Annotated in this window: 13 protein-coding genes and 1 pseudogene; 4 read left to right on the top strand and 10 right to left on the bottom strand. The window is 68.3% G+C overall.

Translation table 11 applies throughout. The features are described 5' to 3' along the window. Nucleotides 1-441 precede the first annotated feature (441 nt). Together AC5P09_RS22985 and AC5P09_RS22980 are read left to right on the top strand one after the other, a co-directional pair. Nucleotides 442-2,157 carry a non-ribosomal peptide synthetase gene (locus AC5P09_RS22985; protein WP_099965363.1) on the top strand — a complete coding sequence of 572 codons (1,716 nt, stop codon included), beginning with the start codon at nucleotides 442-444 and terminating at the stop codon, nucleotides 2,155-2,157. After that, nucleotides 2,154-3,095, top strand: coding sequence for a beta-ketoacyl-[acyl-carrier-protein] synthase family protein (locus AC5P09_RS22980; protein WP_493875686.1), 942 nt, complete (start codon nucleotides 2,154-2,156; stop codon nucleotides 3,093-3,095). Before AC5P09_RS22985 ends, AC5P09_RS22980 begins: the two co-directional genes overlap by 4 nt. A 267-nt stretch (nucleotides 3,096-3,362) precedes the next feature. Here AC5P09_RS22980 and AC5P09_RS22975 read toward each other — a convergent pair. The 10 genes and pseudogenes from AC5P09_RS22975 to AC5P09_RS22930 all read right to left on the bottom strand — a co-directional run bounded on the left by AC5P09_RS22975 (nucleotide 3,363) and on the right by AC5P09_RS22930 (nucleotide 15,390). Beyond that, nucleotides 3,363-4,417: pseudogene (locus tag AC5P09_RS22975) on the bottom strand (IS701 family transposase). Between the two features lie 175 nt (nucleotides 4,418-4,592). Beyond that, nucleotides 4,593-5,087 carry a hypothetical protein gene (locus AC5P09_RS22970; protein ID WP_493875685.1) on the bottom strand — a complete coding sequence of 165 codons (495 nt, stop codon included), beginning with the start codon at nucleotides 5,085-5,087 and terminating at the stop codon, nucleotides 4,593-4,595. Nucleotides 5,088-5,168: 81 nt separating this feature from the next. Then, the gene (gene istB, locus AC5P09_RS22965; RefSeq protein ID WP_493875684.1) at nucleotides 5,169-5,939 is read right to left on the bottom strand and encodes an IS21-like element helper ATPase IstB; all 771 of its coding nucleotides are present in this window, start codon (nucleotides 5,937-5,939) and stop codon (nucleotides 5,169-5,171) included. Further along, nucleotides 5,936-7,354 carry an IS21 family transposase gene (gene istA, locus AC5P09_RS22960; protein WP_493875683.1) on the bottom strand — a complete coding sequence of 473 codons (1,419 nt, stop codon included), beginning with the start codon at nucleotides 7,352-7,354 and terminating at the stop codon, nucleotides 5,936-5,938. The genes istB and istA overlap by 4 nt, the downstream gene beginning before the upstream one ends. A 305-nt stretch (nucleotides 7,355-7,659) precedes the next feature. Next, a complete protein-coding gene (locus AC5P09_RS22955; RefSeq protein WP_493875775.1) occupies nucleotides 7,660-8,001 on the bottom strand; it encodes a transposase in 342 nt (113 codons plus the stop codon). Between the two features lie 403 nt (nucleotides 8,002-8,404). Beyond that, complete coding sequence (locus tag AC5P09_RS22950; protein WP_249954487.1) at nucleotides 8,405-9,226, bottom strand: tryptophan 2,3-dioxygenase; 822 nt, start codon at nucleotides 9,224-9,226, stop codon at nucleotides 8,405-8,407. Nucleotides 9,227-9,267: 41 nt separating this feature from the next. Continuing rightward, the gene (locus AC5P09_RS22945) at nucleotides 9,268-12,501 is read right to left on the bottom strand and encodes a non-ribosomal peptide synthetase (RefSeq protein WP_249954486.1); all 3,234 of its coding nucleotides are present in this window, start codon (nucleotides 12,499-12,501) and stop codon (nucleotides 9,268-9,270) included. Between the two features lie 7 nt (nucleotides 12,502-12,508). Further along, nucleotides 12,509-13,918, bottom strand: a complete 1,410-nt coding sequence (locus AC5P09_RS22940) for a serine hydrolase domain-containing protein (RefSeq protein ID WP_099970843.1) — start codon at nucleotides 13,916-13,918, stop codon at nucleotides 12,509-12,511. A gap of 47 nt (nucleotides 13,919-13,965) precedes the next feature. Continuing rightward, the gene (locus AC5P09_RS22935; protein WP_332425642.1) at nucleotides 13,966-15,180 is read right to left on the bottom strand and encodes a cytochrome P450; all 1,215 of its coding nucleotides are present in this window, start codon (nucleotides 15,178-15,180) and stop codon (nucleotides 13,966-13,968) included. A gap of 57 nt (nucleotides 15,181-15,237) precedes the next feature. Beyond that, nucleotides 15,238-15,390, bottom strand: a complete 153-nt coding sequence (locus tag AC5P09_RS22930) for a hypothetical protein (RefSeq protein WP_332425640.1) — start codon at nucleotides 15,388-15,390, stop codon at nucleotides 15,238-15,240. Nucleotides 15,391-15,640: 250 nt separating this feature from the next. Between AC5P09_RS22930 and AC5P09_RS22925 the strand changes: the two genes are divergently transcribed. Together AC5P09_RS22925 and AC5P09_RS22920 are read left to right on the top strand one after the other, a co-directional pair. Continuing rightward, entirely contained in the window at nucleotides 15,641-16,522 is an 882-nt protein-coding gene (locus AC5P09_RS22925; RefSeq protein WP_249954483.1) for a class I SAM-dependent methyltransferase, read from the top strand. Nucleotides 16,523-16,778: 256 nt separating this feature from the next. Continuing rightward, nucleotides 16,779-17,489, top strand: a complete 711-nt coding sequence (locus AC5P09_RS22920; protein WP_386310441.1) for a TylF/MycF/NovP-related O-methyltransferase — start codon at nucleotides 16,779-16,781, stop codon at nucleotides 17,487-17,489. Nucleotides 17,490-17,751 lie beyond the last annotated feature (262 nt).

Below are 17,751 nucleotides of genomic sequence, written 5' to 3'. Positions count from 1 at the left end.
CCGCCGCGCCGCACCGCGTCCCGGTCCCCGGAACACGGCTCGACGGACGTCCGGTCGGCGGCGCCTGGCGACACCCCGCTCTCGTCCGGCCCGTGCATCCTCGCCCCTACCGGGAAACCGCTCTCCACGCATCGTTCCCCGGCCCACTGTCGAGCATCGACGCGGTGATCGACGGCTCTTCGCGCAGCCCGAGAACGGGTGGGCGACGAACTGGGACGGCCTGTCACGAACGCACCACGAACGACATTGCGCGACGCCCGAGACCTTGACGTCATGACAATGCTTTTGATTTCGTGAACTGACCCAGATATGCGGCGCGTCGCGTTCCCCAACATCCCGCACTCGATTGTTCGGCACACCCGGACCCACGTGGTTCGTGCGAGCTCCCAGTCCGGTCGCCGCCGTGCTCGTCGTTCGTCCCACACTCTAAGAGGTACGCCTGTGACAGCAACGCTGATAGACCTGTTCGCGGTCGCAGCGAGGAAGTACGCGGACCTCGATGCAATTCATGTCAACGATGCTTCCGTCACCTACGCGGAGTTCGACGCCCGTGCCAACGCGGTGGCGGAAGCACTGCTCGACCGCGGTGTCGAGCACGGTGACTCGGTGGCCGTCTGCCTCGACCGCTCGGTCGAGTACGCCGCGGCCGTGGTCGGTATCCTCAAGGCGGGAGCCGTCTGCCTCCCGCTGAGCCCGGACGAGCCGTCCGAGCGCAACCAGGAGATCCTGCGGAACGGGGCCGCTGCAGCGCTCATCGCGCCCCGCGCCGCGGCCGAGCGGCTCGACTTCGCGCACCCGCACTTCGAGGTGTCCGATCGCGTGTCGACGACCGCGCCGGCCGTCGTCACGGTGCCGGGCGACGCAGCCTTCATTTTCAGCACCTCGGGCTCGACCGGCCGGCCGAAGCAGGTGACTCTGTCCCACGAGAACTGCGCGGTCCAGATCCCGTGGATCGTCGACGCGTTCGGCGTCGGCCCCGGCGATCGCCACCTGCTCAAGATGTCGGTGAACTTCGTGGCCCTCGTGCACGGCCTGCTCTGGCCGCTGCTGACCGGCGGCAGCACGGTGGTCGTCCCTCCGGGCCGACAGACCGACCTCGGCTACCTGGCGAGGTTGACGGCCAGGAAGCAGATCACCATCTCCACCTTCATCCCGTCGGTCATGCGCTTGTTCCTCGAACAGCCCGAGGCCGCGAGCTGCACCGCGGTGCGCCATGTCCTGTGTGCGGGCGAACCCCTGCCCCCGGCCCTGCAGCAGCGGTTCTTCGCGATCTTCCCGGAGACTGCGCTGCACAACGTGTTCAGCAGCAGCGAGGTGCCGGTGGTCTCGCACTGGCGGTGCAAGCCGGGCGAGGAGCGCCCCGCACCGATGGGCTACCCGGTCACGGACATCGTCGACGTGCGCGTGCTGAACCCCGACCACACTCCGACAGCTCCGGGCGAGATCGGCGAACTGCACGTCAGCGGACCCGGTGTCACCCTGGGCTACTTCGGCCAGGCCGAGCTCAATGCCGGCCAGTTCTCCGAGGTGGGTTTCCGCACGGGGGATCTGGTCCGTCAGGACGCGGATGGTCTCCTGACCTCAGCAGGACGAGCCGATCACCTCGCCAAGGTCAGGGGGTTCCGCATCGAACTCGGCGAGGTGGAGGCCAGCCTCGGGACGCACCCGGACGTCCGTCAAGCCGTCGCGGTGGTGCGCGAATCCGAGGGCCAGAGCCAGCTGGTGGCCTACGTCGTGGGCCGGGCCGGGCGCCGAGAACTGCGCGAGCACCTCGCGAGCCGACTCCCCGAGTACATGGTTCCCGCCCGGTTCATCAACCTTCCCGAGATTCCGCTCTCGACGAACGGCAAGGTCGACCGGGGAGCACTTCCCGAGCCCCGCGAATCACCGGTGGAGCGGACCCGCCCGATCGTCGCGCCGCGTGACGACATGGAGGCGGAGATACTCCGGATCTGGCAGCAGGTGCTCGACCTCGACGACATCAGCGTCCAGGACTCCTTCACCAAGGACCTCGGTGGTGACTCGTTGCAGGCGGTCGACGTCGCCAGCAGGTTGGACAGCCTGCTGGCGACCGAGCTGCCGTTCGAGGTGTTCCAGGGAGCGGAGACGATCGAAGAACTCGCCTCCGCCTGCCGCCGCCACCTCGCTCGACGATGACCACGGGGGCGGGTGAAGCCTGGCCCGACATCTTCCTGACCCGGATCGGCGTCGCGGTCGGAGAGTCGAACGACATCGCGGTGCTGCCCGAAATCTTGTCGTCGGAGGCGCTGGAGCAGCTGACGCGAGGCGGGCTGGCGCACTTCCGGCAGTCCGACCGGCAGGCCTGGCAGCTGGCAGCAGACAGCGCGACGTCGACGCTCGATCCGTCCTCCTCGACCGCAGCCGTCGATCTGGTCGTCTACGCGACCAACACGTTCTGGGACAGCGCCGACCCCGAGCTGGACGCGGCGCGGTTCCTTCAGGCCATGGGACTGAACCGCACCCCGCTGATCGGCGTCGGCCTGGCCAACTGCGCGAACCTGGCCGTCGCCGTGCGCACCGCGGTGGCCTGCTTGCGCGGCGGCGACGCCACCACCGCGCTGGTCGCCACCACCGATGTCTGCCGACCGGGGCAACGCCTGCTCGGTGGCGGCATCGGGGTGCTCAGCGATGGCGCTGCCACCTGCGTCGTCAGTACCCGTCGCCCCGAGCACGGTCTGCAGCTGCTCGGCACGACCATGACCGTCGAGGCAGGACTGCATGCTCTGACGTCGGAGTCCGAGCCGATGGCGATGGCCATGGCGACGGCCCGCGGAGTGCGCCGGGCAGCCGCGGCGCTCTACGAGAGGACCGGGCTCGGTCCGGCAGACTTCTCCTACCTCGTCACCAACAACTACCTCGAGCCCACGCTGAGGACCTTCGCGAACGCGGCGGAGGTGCCGTTCGACCGGACCTACCGGGGCACCGTGGCGGGCTACTCCCACTGCTTCGCGGCAGACGCTCTCATCAACGTGTCCGCGATGGCGTCGGAGAGCATCATCGAGCCGGGCGATCGGATCCTGGCCATCGTTTCGGGCTACAACTCGTGGGGATGCATGGCTTTCTCGGTCGTCTGAGGCGGGGGTGCAGCCGCCTGATCGTCCTGGGACCCGGCGCACAGCGGACGATGCCGCCTAGTACTCCAGCAGGATTTCGCTGTCTGACCTGGTCTTTCGCCGGGTGGCGGGAGTGTAGCGGGACTTCGGTCGTGCGGGGGCGGTCTCACGGAGACCGCCCCTCGATCGTGCGACAACGCCGCAGGTAGTGACAGCGGCGGGCGACTGCTTGGCGTCGGCGGCGCCAGTTCGACCAGCTCAGCGCGTGGTGTCGTCCGCGGTGTCCGCTCAGGTGCGGGGGCCGGGCACGACAAGCTGCCAGGAGTCGCCGAACCTCCGCCACTGTGAACTCGACGGCCCCGGCTGTCCCACCGGTTGCGCCCCCTTTTCCCAGGGCTGGTGTGCCGTGGCGGCCAGGAAGGCGTGCGCGAGCATGGCCAAAGTGATGTGCCGATACCAGCCCACGTAGCGGCGGACTTCGTACTGGTCCAGGCCGCACTCGTTCTTCGCGGCCTGGAAGCACTCCTCGATCGCCCAGCGCGACCCGGCGACCCGCACCAGCTCCTGGACCGTGGTCTGAAGGGGTGCGTAGGCGAGGTAGTAGGCGATCTCGTCGGGCTTGCTGATGCTGCGCCGGGCCAGTGCCCACCGCATCCGGTGGGGGACCTCGCCCTGGTAGTCGAACTCGGCGACGGCCGGCAGCCGCACTGCCGCCCAGTGGTAGACGCGGGGCCCCTTCGCGCCGTCGCCGCACAGGTAATGGGCAGCGGCGAGGCGAGGGCCCGCAGCACCATGTGCCGGGCCAGTTCGCCCTTGGTGGCGAACTCCCGCTCGTCGGGGACCCTTGCGGTGCGGCAGCGTTCCCGGTCCTCGGTCCAGGACTTCGGGAGGTAGAGCTCGCGGTCGACCAGAGCCCGGCCGCGGGCGGAGGCGTAGGCGGCGAAGACACCGATCTGGCAGTTCTCGGTCCGGCCGGCGGTTCCGGAGTACTGGCGCTGGACCCCGGCGGAGGTGGTGCCCTTCTTGATGAACCCGGTGTCGTCGATGATCAGTACGCCGTCGTTCTCGCCGAGCTTGTCGGCGACGTATTGCTGCAGGTCGTCGCGGATGTCGTCGGGCTCCCACTTCGATCCGGCGAGGAGGTGCTGCAGGCCGTCGGGCGTGCGGTGGCCGGCCTGTTCGGCCAGCTGCCAGCTGTTCTTTCGTGCTACCGGGGCGAGCAGCCCGCGTACGTAGTCACGCATGCGGCGGCGGAGCTCGACTCGGCCGAAGCGGTGCCCGATGGTCAGGAAGAGATCGTCCAGTTCGAGGTCCCACTGCGCGGCGGCATACTTGGTGATCACCCTCGGAGGCTGCCCCGCCGCTGTCACTACCTGCGGCGTTGTCGCACGATCGAGGGGCGGTCTCCGTGAGACCGCCCCCGCACGACCGAAGTCCCGCTACACTCCCGCCACCCGGCGAAAGACCAGGTCAGACAGCGAAATCCTGCTGGAGTACTAGTACTGCAGCCGTAGATCGTTATGCGGGTTCGTAGGTGTGGCCGCGGCGGTGGTAGTGGCTGGTGCGGGCGTGGTGTTGGTGGTGGCGTCGCCATCGTGACCAGGCCAGTGGGCAGGCGAAGGTGGGAGCGGGTCGGGCGAAGCTGAGGAGTAGTCGGCGGACCTCGTTGCAGTTCAACGCGATCAGACCGGCCGTTGCAGTGGCGGTGGGGGGCTCGGTCGCGGCGATGACGGCGAGCAGGGCGTGAGCGAGCATGGCTAGTAGGGTCCAGCGTTGCCAGGAGGTCCAGCGGCGGACTTGGTGCTCGTCGAGCCTGGCCAGGCCTTTCGCGGTTTGGAAGGATTCCTCGATGGTCCAACGCCGCCCGGCGACCCGGACCAGCTCGCGTAACGGCACCGGCTGTGGGGCGTAGCAGCGGTAGTAGGCGTGCTCGCCGGTGTCGCAGTGGCGGCGCACCAACAGCCACCAGCACTCCGATTGCGATGCGTGGGCCGATGTGGTCAGGGTGATCATGGCCCAGTCGTAGAAGCAGTGGCCGTGTGTCGGCGTACGAGCTGAAGTGCAGAGCCGCGTACGGATGAACGTGCAGAGGTGTCAGGCGACTTCGGTCTCTCGCTCGATGGCCTTGAGGCGATTCTTCAGGCGGTAGCTGGGACCGTTGATCGAGATCACTTCGCAGTGGTGCAGGAGGCGGTCGAGGATGGCGGTGGCGAGGACCTCGTCGCCGAAGACCTGGCCCCATTCGCTGAAGGTCTTGTTCGAGGTGAGGATGATCGAGCCCTTCTCGTAGCGCTTGGAGATCACCTGGAAGACCAGATTCGCCTCGGCTCGTTCCAGTGGCTGATAGCCGACCTCGTCCACCACCAGGACGCTGGGCCGCAGGTAGGTGCCGAGTTTCCTGGCCAGCCGGCCGGTCTCCTCGGCGGCTTTGAGGTTGCGGACCATGTCGTCGAGGCTGGTGAAGTAGATCGAGTAGCCGGCCCGGCAGGCCGCGACGGCGAGGGCGACGGCGATGTGCGTCTTGCCGACTCCGGGCGGACCCAGCAGGGCCGCGTTGGCCTTGGCCTCGACGAAGGAGAGGGTGGCGAGGTCCTTGACCTTGCGCGAGTCGAGTTCGGGCTGGAAGGAGAAGTCGTACTCATCCAGCGTCTTGTGGTGGGGCAGGCGGGATAGTCGCAGGCCCTGGCGGAAGCGGCGGTCGTCACGGACGGCGAGTTCCTCGGACAGCACCAGGTCGAGGAAGTCGAGGTAGCCCAGCTTGGCTTCGTCCGCCCGGCGGGTGTACTCGTTGATGGTCTCCGCCAGGTGAGGCAGGCCGAGCTTGCCGGCCGTGGTGCGGATGCGGTTGCCGGTCAGCTCGCTCAAGAGGATTCCTTCGTCGGTCGGTTGGTGGTGAAGGGCCGGGTCCCGGTCAGCTCGTCATAGACCGACAGCGGTCGGCGGCCGACCTCGATCTGGGTGGCGGCGGCTCGGTTCAGCAGTGCCTGCAGCGGCCCGGCCGCCTCGCCAAGGTCCGCTTCGTGCCGGGGCCGCGGCGGGACGTCACCCGTGGTGGTCCGGCGGCCCTTTCCGGTGGGCAGGCCGTCCCAGTGGCTCTCGTCGACGACGCGCGTCCCGCGGCCGATGGCCCGCGGGTGCATCGCCAGCAGCGTCTCGCCGCTGCCGTCGGGAGCGGTCGAGTGGAGCATGACCTGCGACTTCGTGGCCCGGACCTCGACCAGCTGACGGGGGCGGACACGGCGGGCGGGCACCGAGTAGAGGTTGCCGCCGAAGGCGACCAGGCAGTCCTTGCCGACCGGCCGCAGGTGTCGCTCGGCCACCAGATAAGGCGTCGGCGGCAGCGGCTTGAGAGCCGCGTGGTCACGGGCCGCCCGCTCGCCGATGACCTCCCGGTGGGTCTTGTGGATCTGGGCTCGCCGCTGCGGCACCCAGGACAGGAAGGCGGCGTCCATCTCCTCGAGGGAGGAGAAGGCCCGTCCTGCCAGCACATGGTCGCGGACGATCAACACTTGCCGTTCGACGCGGCCCTTGCCGGTGGGCCGGTAGGCGGCCAGCACGTCGATGTCGAAGTCGTAGTGTCCGGCGAAACCGACCGCTTCCGGGTGCAGCGGGACGGCCTCGCCGGGGGCGACGTGGCGGCGGACGACGGTCTTGGTGCGGTCGTAGACGATCGTCATTGGCACCCCGCTGAAGTGGGCAAACGCCCGGCGGTGGCAGTCGAAGAAGGTCTGCAGATCCTGACTGGTGGTGAAGCAGCAGAACGGGTCGCGCGAGTACGACAGCGTCATGTGGAACGAGTAGACCTTCGCGATGCCCACGTGGGCGAGGACCTTGCCCTCGTCGCCCCAGTCCACCTGGGCCTGGGCCCCGGGGATCACCTCAAAGCGGCGGTGCATGCCCGCCAGCTCCTTTGGTGTGATGCCAAGCTCCTCGGCGATCCTGGGGCGGGCTTCCTGGACGTAGAGCTTGGTCCGCTGGTAGTTGCCGGTGAACCCGTACTCCGTGGCCAGACGCTCGTGGATGACGGCGGCCTTCATCAGGATTTCCGCCCGCAGCATCGAGTCGACCAGCGGCGCGAACTCGTCGAGCACTCTCGCCCGGGACCGTCCGCTCGGTGACCGGCGCGGCGGCGACACGGGCCCGTCGGCAGACAGGTACTTGCTGACCGTCCTCCAGTTGAGCCCGGTCTCCTTGGCGACCTCCGACAGGCTCATGGCACCGGACTCGACCAGACCGCGAAAGCGCCGCAACTCCAGCCAGCGTTGCGGATCCAGGACCACGGCCCACCCCTCTCTGCAACCCCAACAACAGGCAGCAGAGTGCCGGGCATCGTCCCTCAACACATCAAGAACTCTGCACGTTCATCCGTACGCAGCTATGCACGTTCACGTGTACGCCGACACCGTGTGATCCGGCGCCGGCGGACAGCCGTTGCCATGCCCATCGCGGCAGGTCGGCGGTCAGGGCATCTGCACGGACCGGCCCAGTTCCGGCTGGGACGCGGCGATCGCAGCCGATGGCCAGGACGTAGCCGAGCTGGTGGCGTTCCAACTCGACGCGCAGGCTGGGGTCGGCGCCGTAGACCTCATCGGCGGCCACCCAGCGGGCCGGGACACCCGCGGCCAGCGCGGATCAGCATCCCGGTCGCCAGCGCGGGCTTGGTCGCGAACTCGATCTCGGCGGGCACCCCGGCTCGCTGGAGACGTTCGGGGTCCTGGATCCAGGAGCGGGGCAGGTAGAGCTCGCGGTCGATCATCGCGTGCCCGCGTGCCCGCGTGCCCGCGTGCCCGCGTGCCCGCGGGCGCCGGCGTAGGTGAGGTAGACCGCGACCTGGGCGTTCTTGATCCGATCTGCGGTGCCGGTGTACTGGCGCTGCCCCCCGACGGTCGCGGTGCCCTTTTTTCAGATCGCCGGTCTCGTCGACCACCAGCACCGCGTCGGTGTCGCCGAGCGCGCCGATGACGTGCTCGCGCAGGTCGTCGGGGGACGCCGTCTGTGTCCCACACCGCCCGGTTGAGCAGGTGCTGCATGCCGTGCGGATCGGCGTCACCCGCGTGTTCAGCGATGCTCCAGCAGCTCTTCCGCGGCAGGTCCGCGAGCAGCGCGAACACGAACTTCCCGGCACGGCGGCGGGCCTCCACACGGGCGAACCGGCCTGCCATCCGATCGAGCAGCCTGTCGGCCTCAGCCCGCCATCGATCGGGTTCTACGCTGAGACCTGCGGCCACTGCTTGATCATCGGATGTCGACACAACGGATGAGGATCACGCGGTGGCCGCGCTGTGTCCGGGACCGCCACGCCGAGAAGATCACGAACTACGACTGCAGTACTAGAGCAGCGTCCGGACCGTCCACAACTCCGGGAACTCCCGGCGCTGGACCCGCCGCTGCAGCCAACTCACGCCTGACGTGCCTCCGGTGCCGACCTTGGCGCCGATCAGCCGCTCCGCGACGAGCGCATGAACCGCCCGCCACCGGCAGAATCCGTAGGACAGCTCGATGAGCGCTTCCGCCAGGTCGAAGAGGGACTGGTGCTCGCGGCGGTTCTGGTAGACCTCCCGCCAGGCGTCGACCACGTCCGGGTGCTCCTCGTAGGGCTCACTCCAGTCGCGGTCGAGGCACCGGTCCGGCAGGGGAACGCCTCCCTTGTGCAGCTGCTCGAGGACGGCGTCGTAGAGGCTGGGCCGGGACAGCAGCTCACGCAGACGTCGGGCCTCCGCGGCCGGCACGCCGCCGCGGAGGAGGAACGTGTGATCCCGTTCCCCGAGGCGCGTCATCAGCTCCCGATAGGTGACGGACTGGGCACCCGAGGCCGAACCGAGCGCACCGCGGAACGCCCCGAACTCCGCCGGGCTCAGGGTGCCGAGGACTTCCCACGTCTCCCTCAGCACTCCGTGGACGCGTTGCGCGCGCCCCACCTGGGTGATGGCGTCGAGCAGGTCTCCCTGCTCGACGTGGCGCTGCAGGCGGTCGATCTCCCCCACCAGGAGCTTCAACGTCAGCTCGGCGACCTGGTGCATGATGAGGAACAGGGGTTCGCCGGCGCCGTTCGTGATGCACGCCTGCAAGGACAGGAGCTTGTCCAACTGGAGGTACTGCGCGTACGAACCGTGATCCCGAGCAGGGGCACCAGTTCCGTGCGGAGAAGTCATGCCGTCCACCTGACGTGAGAGGGGCTCGTCCTGGTCGGGCTTCACGCCTCGTCGTCGAGTGCTGCTCGGGCCACGTCGGCGAGGGCGTGCTCCAAGAGGCCCCCCAATACCTCCAGGTCGCCCGACGACAGCACACGTCGCGGAGCCGTGAGAGAGACACCGAACGTCGACTGCCCCGGGGTGTCGAACACCCATGCGTCGATGTTCAGCTCCGTCAACGCCGAACGGCCGGGCGGCTCCGGCACATCGAGTGCCCCCAGCTCCGGGACCTCCGAGCAGAAGTCCCAGCCCGAGCTCGAACCCGATCTCGATCCGAACCTCCCGAGGTAGTTCACGCCGATCTGCCCGATGGGATGCTTCTCGAGAACGGCCCTCGTCTCGGGGTTGAGGTGTCGCAGGAGCCCGTAACCGATGCCCTTGTCGGGAAGACCCGACAGCGCGTCGACCGCACTGGCGTGAGCTGCGCGGGCCGAGACGGAGGGGGACCCCGGCACGGCGACACGCACGGGATAGGCGGTGGTGAAGCACCCAAACGTCCTCGTCAGGTCCACGCCCGGGAAGACGGACTCCTCCCTCCCGTGCCCCTCCAGCCACAGGAGCACGGACGAGCCCACGGTCGCATCGGTCCGACGGAACTCGGCCACCGCCACCGCGACGCTCGCCACCAGCAGACCGTCCATGCCGCCCGCACCCCGTTCCGCGGCCGCCAGCAACGATGCGGTGTGGTCGGGAGGGAGTACGAGACGTGCGTGGACGAGCGTGTCCGTCAGGTCGACCGTGGGGTCCAGGCGGTTGCGCCCCACGGGCTCGTCGGGCCCGTCGACGACCGACCGCCAGTACTCGAGTTCCTGGACGCGCGTGCGCGCAGCAGCTTCCCTGGTGAGGATGTCGACCCACTCCCCCATCCCGGTCGCCGGCAACGGCGGGACCTCTCGGCTGCCGGCCACCGCTGCGGGCGCCGAGAGAGCGGCCAGATCATCCAGCAGGACACGCCACGACACCCCGTCCACCACCGCGTGGTGGACCACCGCCAGGAGCCGACGTGCCTGCGTCGTCGCAGACTCGAACCAGACGAACTGGCCGATCACGCCCCCTGCGGGATCCAACCTCTGCACTGCCGAGTCGCGTTCCGCGACCACGAGCGACTGCCATGCCGCGCCCTCGACACCGTCAGGCACGTCGACCACTGTGATCGATGTCGCCACGGGGACGTTCGCGCGTGGGCCGACGACCAGGCAGCCGTCGCGATCCAGACGGCATCGGAGCAGCTCGTGCCGCTCAACCACCTTCTCCAGCAAAGGGACCAGGTCGGTCCGGAGGAAGCCGTCCGGAGCCTCGAAGAGGGCCGCCTGCGCGGACCGCTCGAACCCGGGTCCGGCGTCCCGGTTCCACTGCGTGACCGGGAGGAGCGGAATGCGCTTCTCCTGCGCCGGCCCGGTCGCCCGGTCGGACGACGGCACCTTCACGGCGGTCGTCCGGGCGACAGCGGCCAGTTTGGCCACGGTCCGGAGCTCGATCATCTGTCGAACACTGAACCGCAGGCCACGGGCGCGAGCCAACGAGACGACGCGCATCGCGCGGACGCTGTCCCCGCCCACCGTGTAGAAATCATCGTCGACACCGATGGTCTCGCGTCCGAGGACCTCGCAGAAGATGTCGGCCACGCTGCGTTCCGCCGGACTGGACGGCGACGCGGAGGCCTCGGACGTGAACTCCGGCACCGGCAACGCGGCCGCGTCGAGCTTGCCGTTGGGCATCAGGGGCAAGCGCTCGAGGACCACGAGGACGGCGGGAATCATGCTCGCGGGCAGCCTGTCGACGAGCCACGTCCGGCACCGCGCTGCCAGCTCGTCCCGCCACGCACCCGGGTCGCTCCCGCTGGTCCCCGACCACGTCCCGGCGCTGCCCGCCGGCACCGCATACGCGATCAACCGGCGCCCGTCGTCCTCGAACCGACCACCCGCGGCGCGGACGACCGCCTGGTCGACATCAGGGTGTTGGACGAGGACCTCCTCGATCTCGCCGGGCTCGATGCGGACGCCGTTGATCTTCACCTGCCCGTCCACCCGGCCGCGGAACACCAGTTCGCCAGCCTCGTTCCAGGAGACCAGGTCGCCGGTCCGGTACATGCGGTCCCCGGGCTCGGCGAAGGGGCATGCCACGAACCGGGACGCGGTCAGGCCCGGCTGCCCCAGGTACCCCCGCGCGAGGTGCGGGCCGTGCAGGTAGAGCTCGCCCGGCTCGCCCGTTGGGAGCGGCTCCAGCCGGCCGTCGAGGACGTACGCGTCGGTGCCCGCCATCGCCGGCCCGATCGGGATCTCGACCTCGTCCGCCGACAGTGCACGGCTCACGGTGGCGCAGACCGTCGTCTCGGTCGGCCCGTACCCGTTCACCATCCGGCGCCGCGCGGACCACGTCCGGATGAGGCCGAGCGAGACCTTGTCCCCGGTGGTGAGGAGCGACTCGACGGTCGACAGGGTTCCGTCGCCGGCCGCCGCGAGCACCTGCGGTGTCAGCATCACCGCGGTGACCCCGTGACGGGCGATGGTGTCGGAGAGCGACTTCCCAGGAGACAGGTCAGCTCGGTCGGCGAGCACCAGGGTGCTCCCGGAGGCGAGAGCGACGCACACCTCGGACAGCGACGCGTCGAAGGTCGGGAAGGCGAACTGGAGGACCCTGCTCCGCGACGTGATGTCCATCGATGTCGCCAGCGTGGAAACGAGGCCGGGAATCCCCGCGTGCGAGACCAAAACACCCTTCGGGTTGCCGGTCGACCCCGAGGTGTACATGACGTACGCCAGATCGTCGCGCGTCGCGGGCGCATGACGCTGCTCCGCCTCGCGCTCCGGGTCGGGAGGACGACGCTCGGCGTCGAGGGCCTCGACCGTCACGATGCCGCTCCGCTGCGGCAGAGCCGACCGGACGCTCTCGTCGGCGACGATCAGGAACGGCGAGGCATCGCCGATCATGAACTCGATCCGCTTCCCCGGGCTGTCGGGATCGATCGGCAGGTACGCACCTCCCGCGCGGAGCACGGACAGCACGGTGGTCCAGAAGCTCAGGGGGTTCCGCACCGCCAGAGCGACGACGGACTCCCGCCCGACCCCACGGTCGACGAGCGCACGTGACCGTCGGACGATGACGGCGTCGAGTTCGGCGTAGGTGAGCCTCGTGTCGTCGCCGTAGACGATCGCGACAGCATCCGGGGTTCGTTCGGCCTGGTCCCTGAGGAGATCGTTGATCGTGGTCGACGGCGGGTTCGCGTGCGCGTTCATCGTGCCCTCATTTCCCAGGATCGGTCGAGGAGACCTTCTCGAGGACGATCATCCCGAATCTGAGGAAGGATGGCTCCGCCCGATCGTCCACCCAGATCGGAACCGCCGCGCTCTGGAACCCCCTGTTCACCGACGACAGCACGAGCGCCCCACCTCCTGCGAACGCCGACTGACCCTGGTGCAGCAGGTACCAGTTCTCGGAACCGCCGCCCAGGAACAGCTTGAACTCCATGCCGTCGCTCGCCGCCCGGATCTCCAGCTTGTGGCCGTCCGCCTCGTACGTTCCCACGCAGTGGGATTCCTGCAACGTGTTGGCGGCAGCTCCGTCGGCCGGCCACTGCCGATCGGTCGCGGCCAGCAGGATCTCGGAGTACAGGGGGAAAGACGGGAACGAATTGGTCATGACCAGGAATCCACGGTCCTCTTCCTTGAACATCCTCAGGAAGATGTGCTGCCCCTCGGTCGCAGCTTCGAAGCCGAAGGACTCGTCGTCGAAGAGTAGCCACCCGAGTCCCCATGAGTCGTACATCGGATGGCCGGGGATACCGATCTGCGGCGAGCGCATCTCGCGAGCGAGGGTCTCCGACAGCACCCGGACGCCGTTCCCGCCGACACCGTCGGACATCGCGCACCGCGCCAAGAGGCTGATCTCGTGCGGCGTCATGTAGATGGTGGTCGATCCGAAGCAGTCGGCCACCCGTTCGAGATCAGCCGGCGCCACGGGTTGGTATCCCTGGCCTCCCGCACGCGCCGAGTACCCCGTAACCACGGTCTCGTCGAGTCCGGAGAGCCCGCCTCCGTCCTCCGGCTCCGCGATCGCCGATATCCCGAGCGGCGTGAGCAGCATCGTGTTGACGGCGCGCTGCCAACTCTCCTGCAGGATGTTCTCGATCAGCACGGCAGCCACGGCCGTACCGATGTTGTTGTAGGCGAAGACCTGGCCGGGTTCAGCGATCTGCCGATAACCCTGGAGACCCTCCACGTACTCTGCAGGAGTTCGGGGATTCACCTGGTTCCAGACCTCGAACGCCTGGTCCACCCCCGTTGAATGACTGAGCGCGGATCGCAGCGTGATCGGTGCGCTCACGCCGTCCCGTCGTAAGCACGCCCCGGGAACGCGGTCGCACAACGGTTCGTCCAGCGAGACGACGCCCCGGTCGACGAGCATCATGGCCACGTACGCGATGAGGACCTTGGAGAGGCAACCGATGGGCTGCCGGGACTCGTCGGACCAGTCCCGCGCGGTGTCGAGGTCGCCGTGGCCCGAGAACGTGTAGTACGTGCTGTCGCCGTCGAGGAGTGCAACAGCCCCACCCGGCAGGCCCTCCGCGTCGACGACATCGTCGAGCGCAGCCCGGACGCGGCGCAACCTCTCTTCGGTTTCCACGGCAACCTCGTTCGACGTGTTGCTGGTCATCGCCGCCGGCTCCTTTCGCAGTGACGGTGGAGGTGGAGTGGGGGCGCCTAGGGGACGAGCGTCGTCCTGAGGGACCTGTAGCCGTACAGGAAGTTCGAGTACACGCGCTGCGGATGTTCCTCGGTCTCGATCGACGTAACGGACTCGGCGAGCGCCTGCAGCAGGTACGTGAGACTTGCCCGGCCCAGGGCGGCACCCAGGCAGAAGTGGGGACCCCAGCCGAAGCCGAGGTGCTTGTTGGGACGCCGGGACAGGTTCAACGAGCCGGGATCGTCGAACGCCTCCTCGTCGCGGTTCGCCGAGACGTTCCACAGGCTCACGACGTCGCCGCGAGCGATCCGGGTCCCACCGACGGTGACATCCTTCTCCGCGGTGCGGGCGAAGTGCATCGCCGGCGTGGCCCAACGGATGAGCTCTTCGACGGCGGTGTCGTAGTCGACCGACCCGCTCTTCAACGACCGCCACTGGTCAGGGTGGCCGTGCAGCGCTCTCACGGCCGAGGTCGCGGACATGCGAGACGATTCGTCACCACCCAGTATGAGGCTGTAGCAGTTGAGTGCGACGTCTTCTGTGCTGAGCTGTTCACCCTGTACGCGCCCGTGCGCCAGAGCGCTGATCGGGTCATCTCCGGGTGCCGCCCGTCTCTCCTCCACCAGATCGATGAAGTAGAGGATGATCTCGTTCCGGGCGTTCAGGGCGTCGAGCAGGGTATCATCCAGGCTCGTGGACGACAGCGTCTGCTTGTTCCACTCCATCAGCATCGTACGATCACTGCCCGGCACCTGCAGCACATCACAGATGGTCTCGATCGGCATACGGTCCGCTATCGACTCGACGAAGTCGAACTCACCGCTCCCGGTCCATCGCCGCACCAGTTGACGACTGCGTCTGAGCAACGTCGGCTCCATGCGGCGGACGTACTCCGGCGACAAGGCACGGGCCATGAGGATGCGCAGCTCGCGGTGCCGCGGCGGATCGGTCACCGCGAGCATCTTCCCGCCCGCAGAATCAGGGCCCCGGAGGAGCACGTCCAACACGGTCCCCCGGGACGAGGACAGACCGTCGACATTCACGTACGCATCACGAACGTCCCGGTAGCGCGATACGACCCAGAATCCGGGACGATCGCTCCTCGGCTCGTGCCAGGTGACGCCCCGACGGCGGGACTCCGCCCAGAAATCGTCGCCAGCTCCGGTGCCGCCCATGAAAGAGGGGTCCGCCAGATCCTGCTCGATGGGCCACACGCCGTCCGCTGACACCATCAGTATCTCCTCGTACCGTGCCGGCGTTCGAGTGCGTGGCTGTTCACACGCAATGGTCTACTTGATGAACATCGGGATCGTCAACGTGCGCATCTGCCCCGGGCCCACGAGCAGGCTCGTGCTCCGACGGTCGATCGAGGACGGACAGCTCGGTCCGATGGCGGGCGGATCGCCCGCGTCGAGGGTCACCGTTGCTGCTGCGGATTCCATTCGGGCCGTTGTCTGACCTGCTGCGGAACAACTGCCGGACCAACTCCGAACGTGCTGGTGACGCCGATGTGCACGGCGAGCAACACCTGCCGCGGCACGTTGTTTTGGCAGATTCCCGGGACGCCGACGCCCGAGCACGTAGGGTCGGTAGGGTCGGTCGCGCAGATCGTGATCGACCCCGACCCGGTACCGCCACGGGCCGCCCACCGGGCCGCCGAGGCGACACCCACCAGGCGAAGGAGACAGCACCATGACGACCGCCGACGGCGCCGCGCCACTGGTCGACGACACGACCGAGCCCGCGCCCGAGGAGCTGGCCCTCGGGCGCTACGAGCTCTATGACCCGGGGAAGCTGTTCGCCCACGACAGCACCTACATCAACTTCGGGTACTGGGCGGAGGCCACCACGTTCACCGGGGCCAGCGAAGCGCTCACCGACGCGCTCGCCCGCACGGCAGGGCTCGCACCCGGGGACCGTGTCCTCGACGTGGGCTTCGGTTTCGGCGCGCAGGACTTCCGATGGCTCACGACGTACCCGCACAGCACCATCGACGCCGTGACGATCACCGCGAGCCACCTCGCGCACGCCAGATCGCGCGCGGAACGCGAGGGCCTCACCGAGCGGATCACCTTCCACCGGTGCTCGGCGACCGCGATCGAACAGGCCTTCATCGCCGGATCCTTCGACCGGGTGCTGGCGCTGGAGGCGGCTTTCCACTTCGACACGCGCGCGGAGTTCTTCCGCCAGGCCCACACCCTGCTGCGCCCGGGTGGGGTGCTCGCCGTGACCGACATCGTGCCCCGGCATCCGCAGGCGACCGGCACCGACGACCCGCTGCGCACGTCGATGTTCGCGGGTATGGCACCGGAGGCGAACTGGTACGGCGTCGACACCTACCGTGACCGGTTGGCCACGGCCGGGTTCGACGACGTCGAGATCAGGTCGATCCACGGCGACGTGTTCGCACCCTACCTGCGCGCTGCGCTCCGGACCGTCGACGACCCGGAGTACGTCGAGCGCGTCGGTACCGAGCTCGCCGACCTCGTCCGGGAGAACCTCAGCGACCAGGCGGCGCTGCACGCGCAGATCGACGGCCTCGACTACGTCCTGGTGCGGGCAGCCAAGAGCTGAACGCGCGCCCGCCACGGCTCGGGGGAGAACACGGGCACGGGCGGTGGGGTCGCCGTGCAGATCGCGCCGGCGAGGGCCTGACCGGCGGGAAGGCCGCAAGAACCACGACCACGGCCCGTCCGCTCGGAGCCGTGGAGCAGCGGACATCCCGCGCCCCGGCAACCCGCGTCCAACATATCGTCGGCTCACGCCACCTTCCCCCATCTGTCCTTGCTGATACGTTGTGAAGATGGGGTCGTGGCGAGACGCGGATGATATGTCCGAACGAATCAAGAGGAAGTGGTTCCGGCAATTTGTCACCCGGTCGTCCCAAGAAGAGCACCAGACCCATTACGAAGAGATCTACGACCGTTTTGCGAACTACACGCTTATACCCGAAGACTCCTTCTGCGACAACCTCGCCCTGATCCATGAGCGATCGCGCGCACTCCGAGGCGCGTTCGTCGAATGCGGTACCTGGAAGGGCGGGATGGCCGCGGCGATGATGCAGATCGGCGGTCCCGGGCGCAAGTACCACTTCTACGACTCGTTCGAAGGCCTTCCTCCGGCGGCCACCATCGATGGACCCGACGCTGTCGCCTGGCAGTCCGACTCCGACGATCCGTTCTACCTCGACAACCTCCACGCGGATTACGACGAGTTCCTCTCCCTCATCCGTTCCTCGGGCGATCACGCTGACCACGTCTCTGTCGAGAAGGGGTGGTTCGACGACACCGTCCCGAACTACTGCGGTGATCCGATCGCGGTCCTGCGCATCGACGGGGACTGGTACCGATCCACCAAGCTGTGCCTCGACGTCATGTTCCAGCACGTCGAGGTCGACGGTGTGGTCATCCTCGACGACTACGACTTCTGGGACGGGTGCAGCAGGGCTGTTCACGACTTCCTGGCGGAAACCGGTTCGACCGCCCGGATCCGACGTACGGGGGACAGTTCCATAGCCTTCCTCCACAAGATCGATCCGTAATCCGTAGCAGGCGATCACCGCGCTGAGCGGGCTGCCACCTCGGCGCATCCAGCGTCATGATCGAACGCTACCGCTACCGCGGAGCTCGGATCCCGACTCCGTGGACCATCGAACCGGCAGCCAACAACGGCTGACCACTGGCCAAGCCACGTGGAGAGCCGGATGCGTGGCCAACACGCACGTCCGGTTCGGGTCGGCGGCCCAGAGAAACGGAACGGCAGCAATGCCGTTCACCGCGCTCTGGGCCGACCGCACATGGTCA

The sequence above is a fragment of the Streptomyces sp. a15 genome (genome assembly GCF_059026085.1).
Note: the sequence above shows the minus strand (reverse complement) of the source record. Positions and strands in the feature narration are given on the sequence as shown.

Bases quoted from the DNA above. Each gene is read 5' to 3' on its own strand.
- AC5P09_RS22980 (WP_493875686.1), top strand. From the start codon at position 2,154: ATGACCACGGGGGCGGGTGAAGCCTGGCCCGACATCTTCCTGACCCGG.
- AC5P09_RS22970 (WP_493875685.1), bottom strand. From the start codon at position 5,087: ATGATCACCCTGACCACATCGGCCCACGCATCGCAATCGGAGTGCTGG.
- AC5P09_RS22950 (WP_249954487.1), bottom strand. From the start codon at position 9,226: ATGACTTCTCCGCACGGAACTGGTGCCCCTGCTCGGGATCACGGTTCG.
- AC5P09_RS22945 (WP_249954486.1), bottom strand. From the start codon at position 12,501: ATGAACGCGCACGCGAACCCGCCGTCGACCACGATCAACGATCTCCTC.
- AC5P09_RS22940 (WP_099970843.1), bottom strand. From the start codon at position 13,918: ATGACCAGCAACACGTCGAACGAGGTTGCCGTGGAAACCGAAGAGAGG.
- AC5P09_RS22935 (WP_332425642.1), bottom strand. From the start codon at position 15,180: ATGGTGTCAGCGGACGGCGTGTGGCCCATCGAGCAGGATCTGGCGGAC.
- AC5P09_RS22930 (WP_332425640.1), bottom strand. From the start codon at position 15,390: ATGGAATCCGCAGCAGCAACGGTGACCCTCGACGCGGGCGATCCGCCC.
- AC5P09_RS22925 (WP_249954483.1), top strand. From the start codon at position 15,641: ATGACGACCGCCGACGGCGCCGCGCCACTGGTCGACGACACGACCGAG.
- AC5P09_RS22920 (WP_386310441.1), top strand. From the start codon at position 16,779: ATGTCCGAACGAATCAAGAGGAAGTGGTTCCGGCAATTTGTCACCCGG.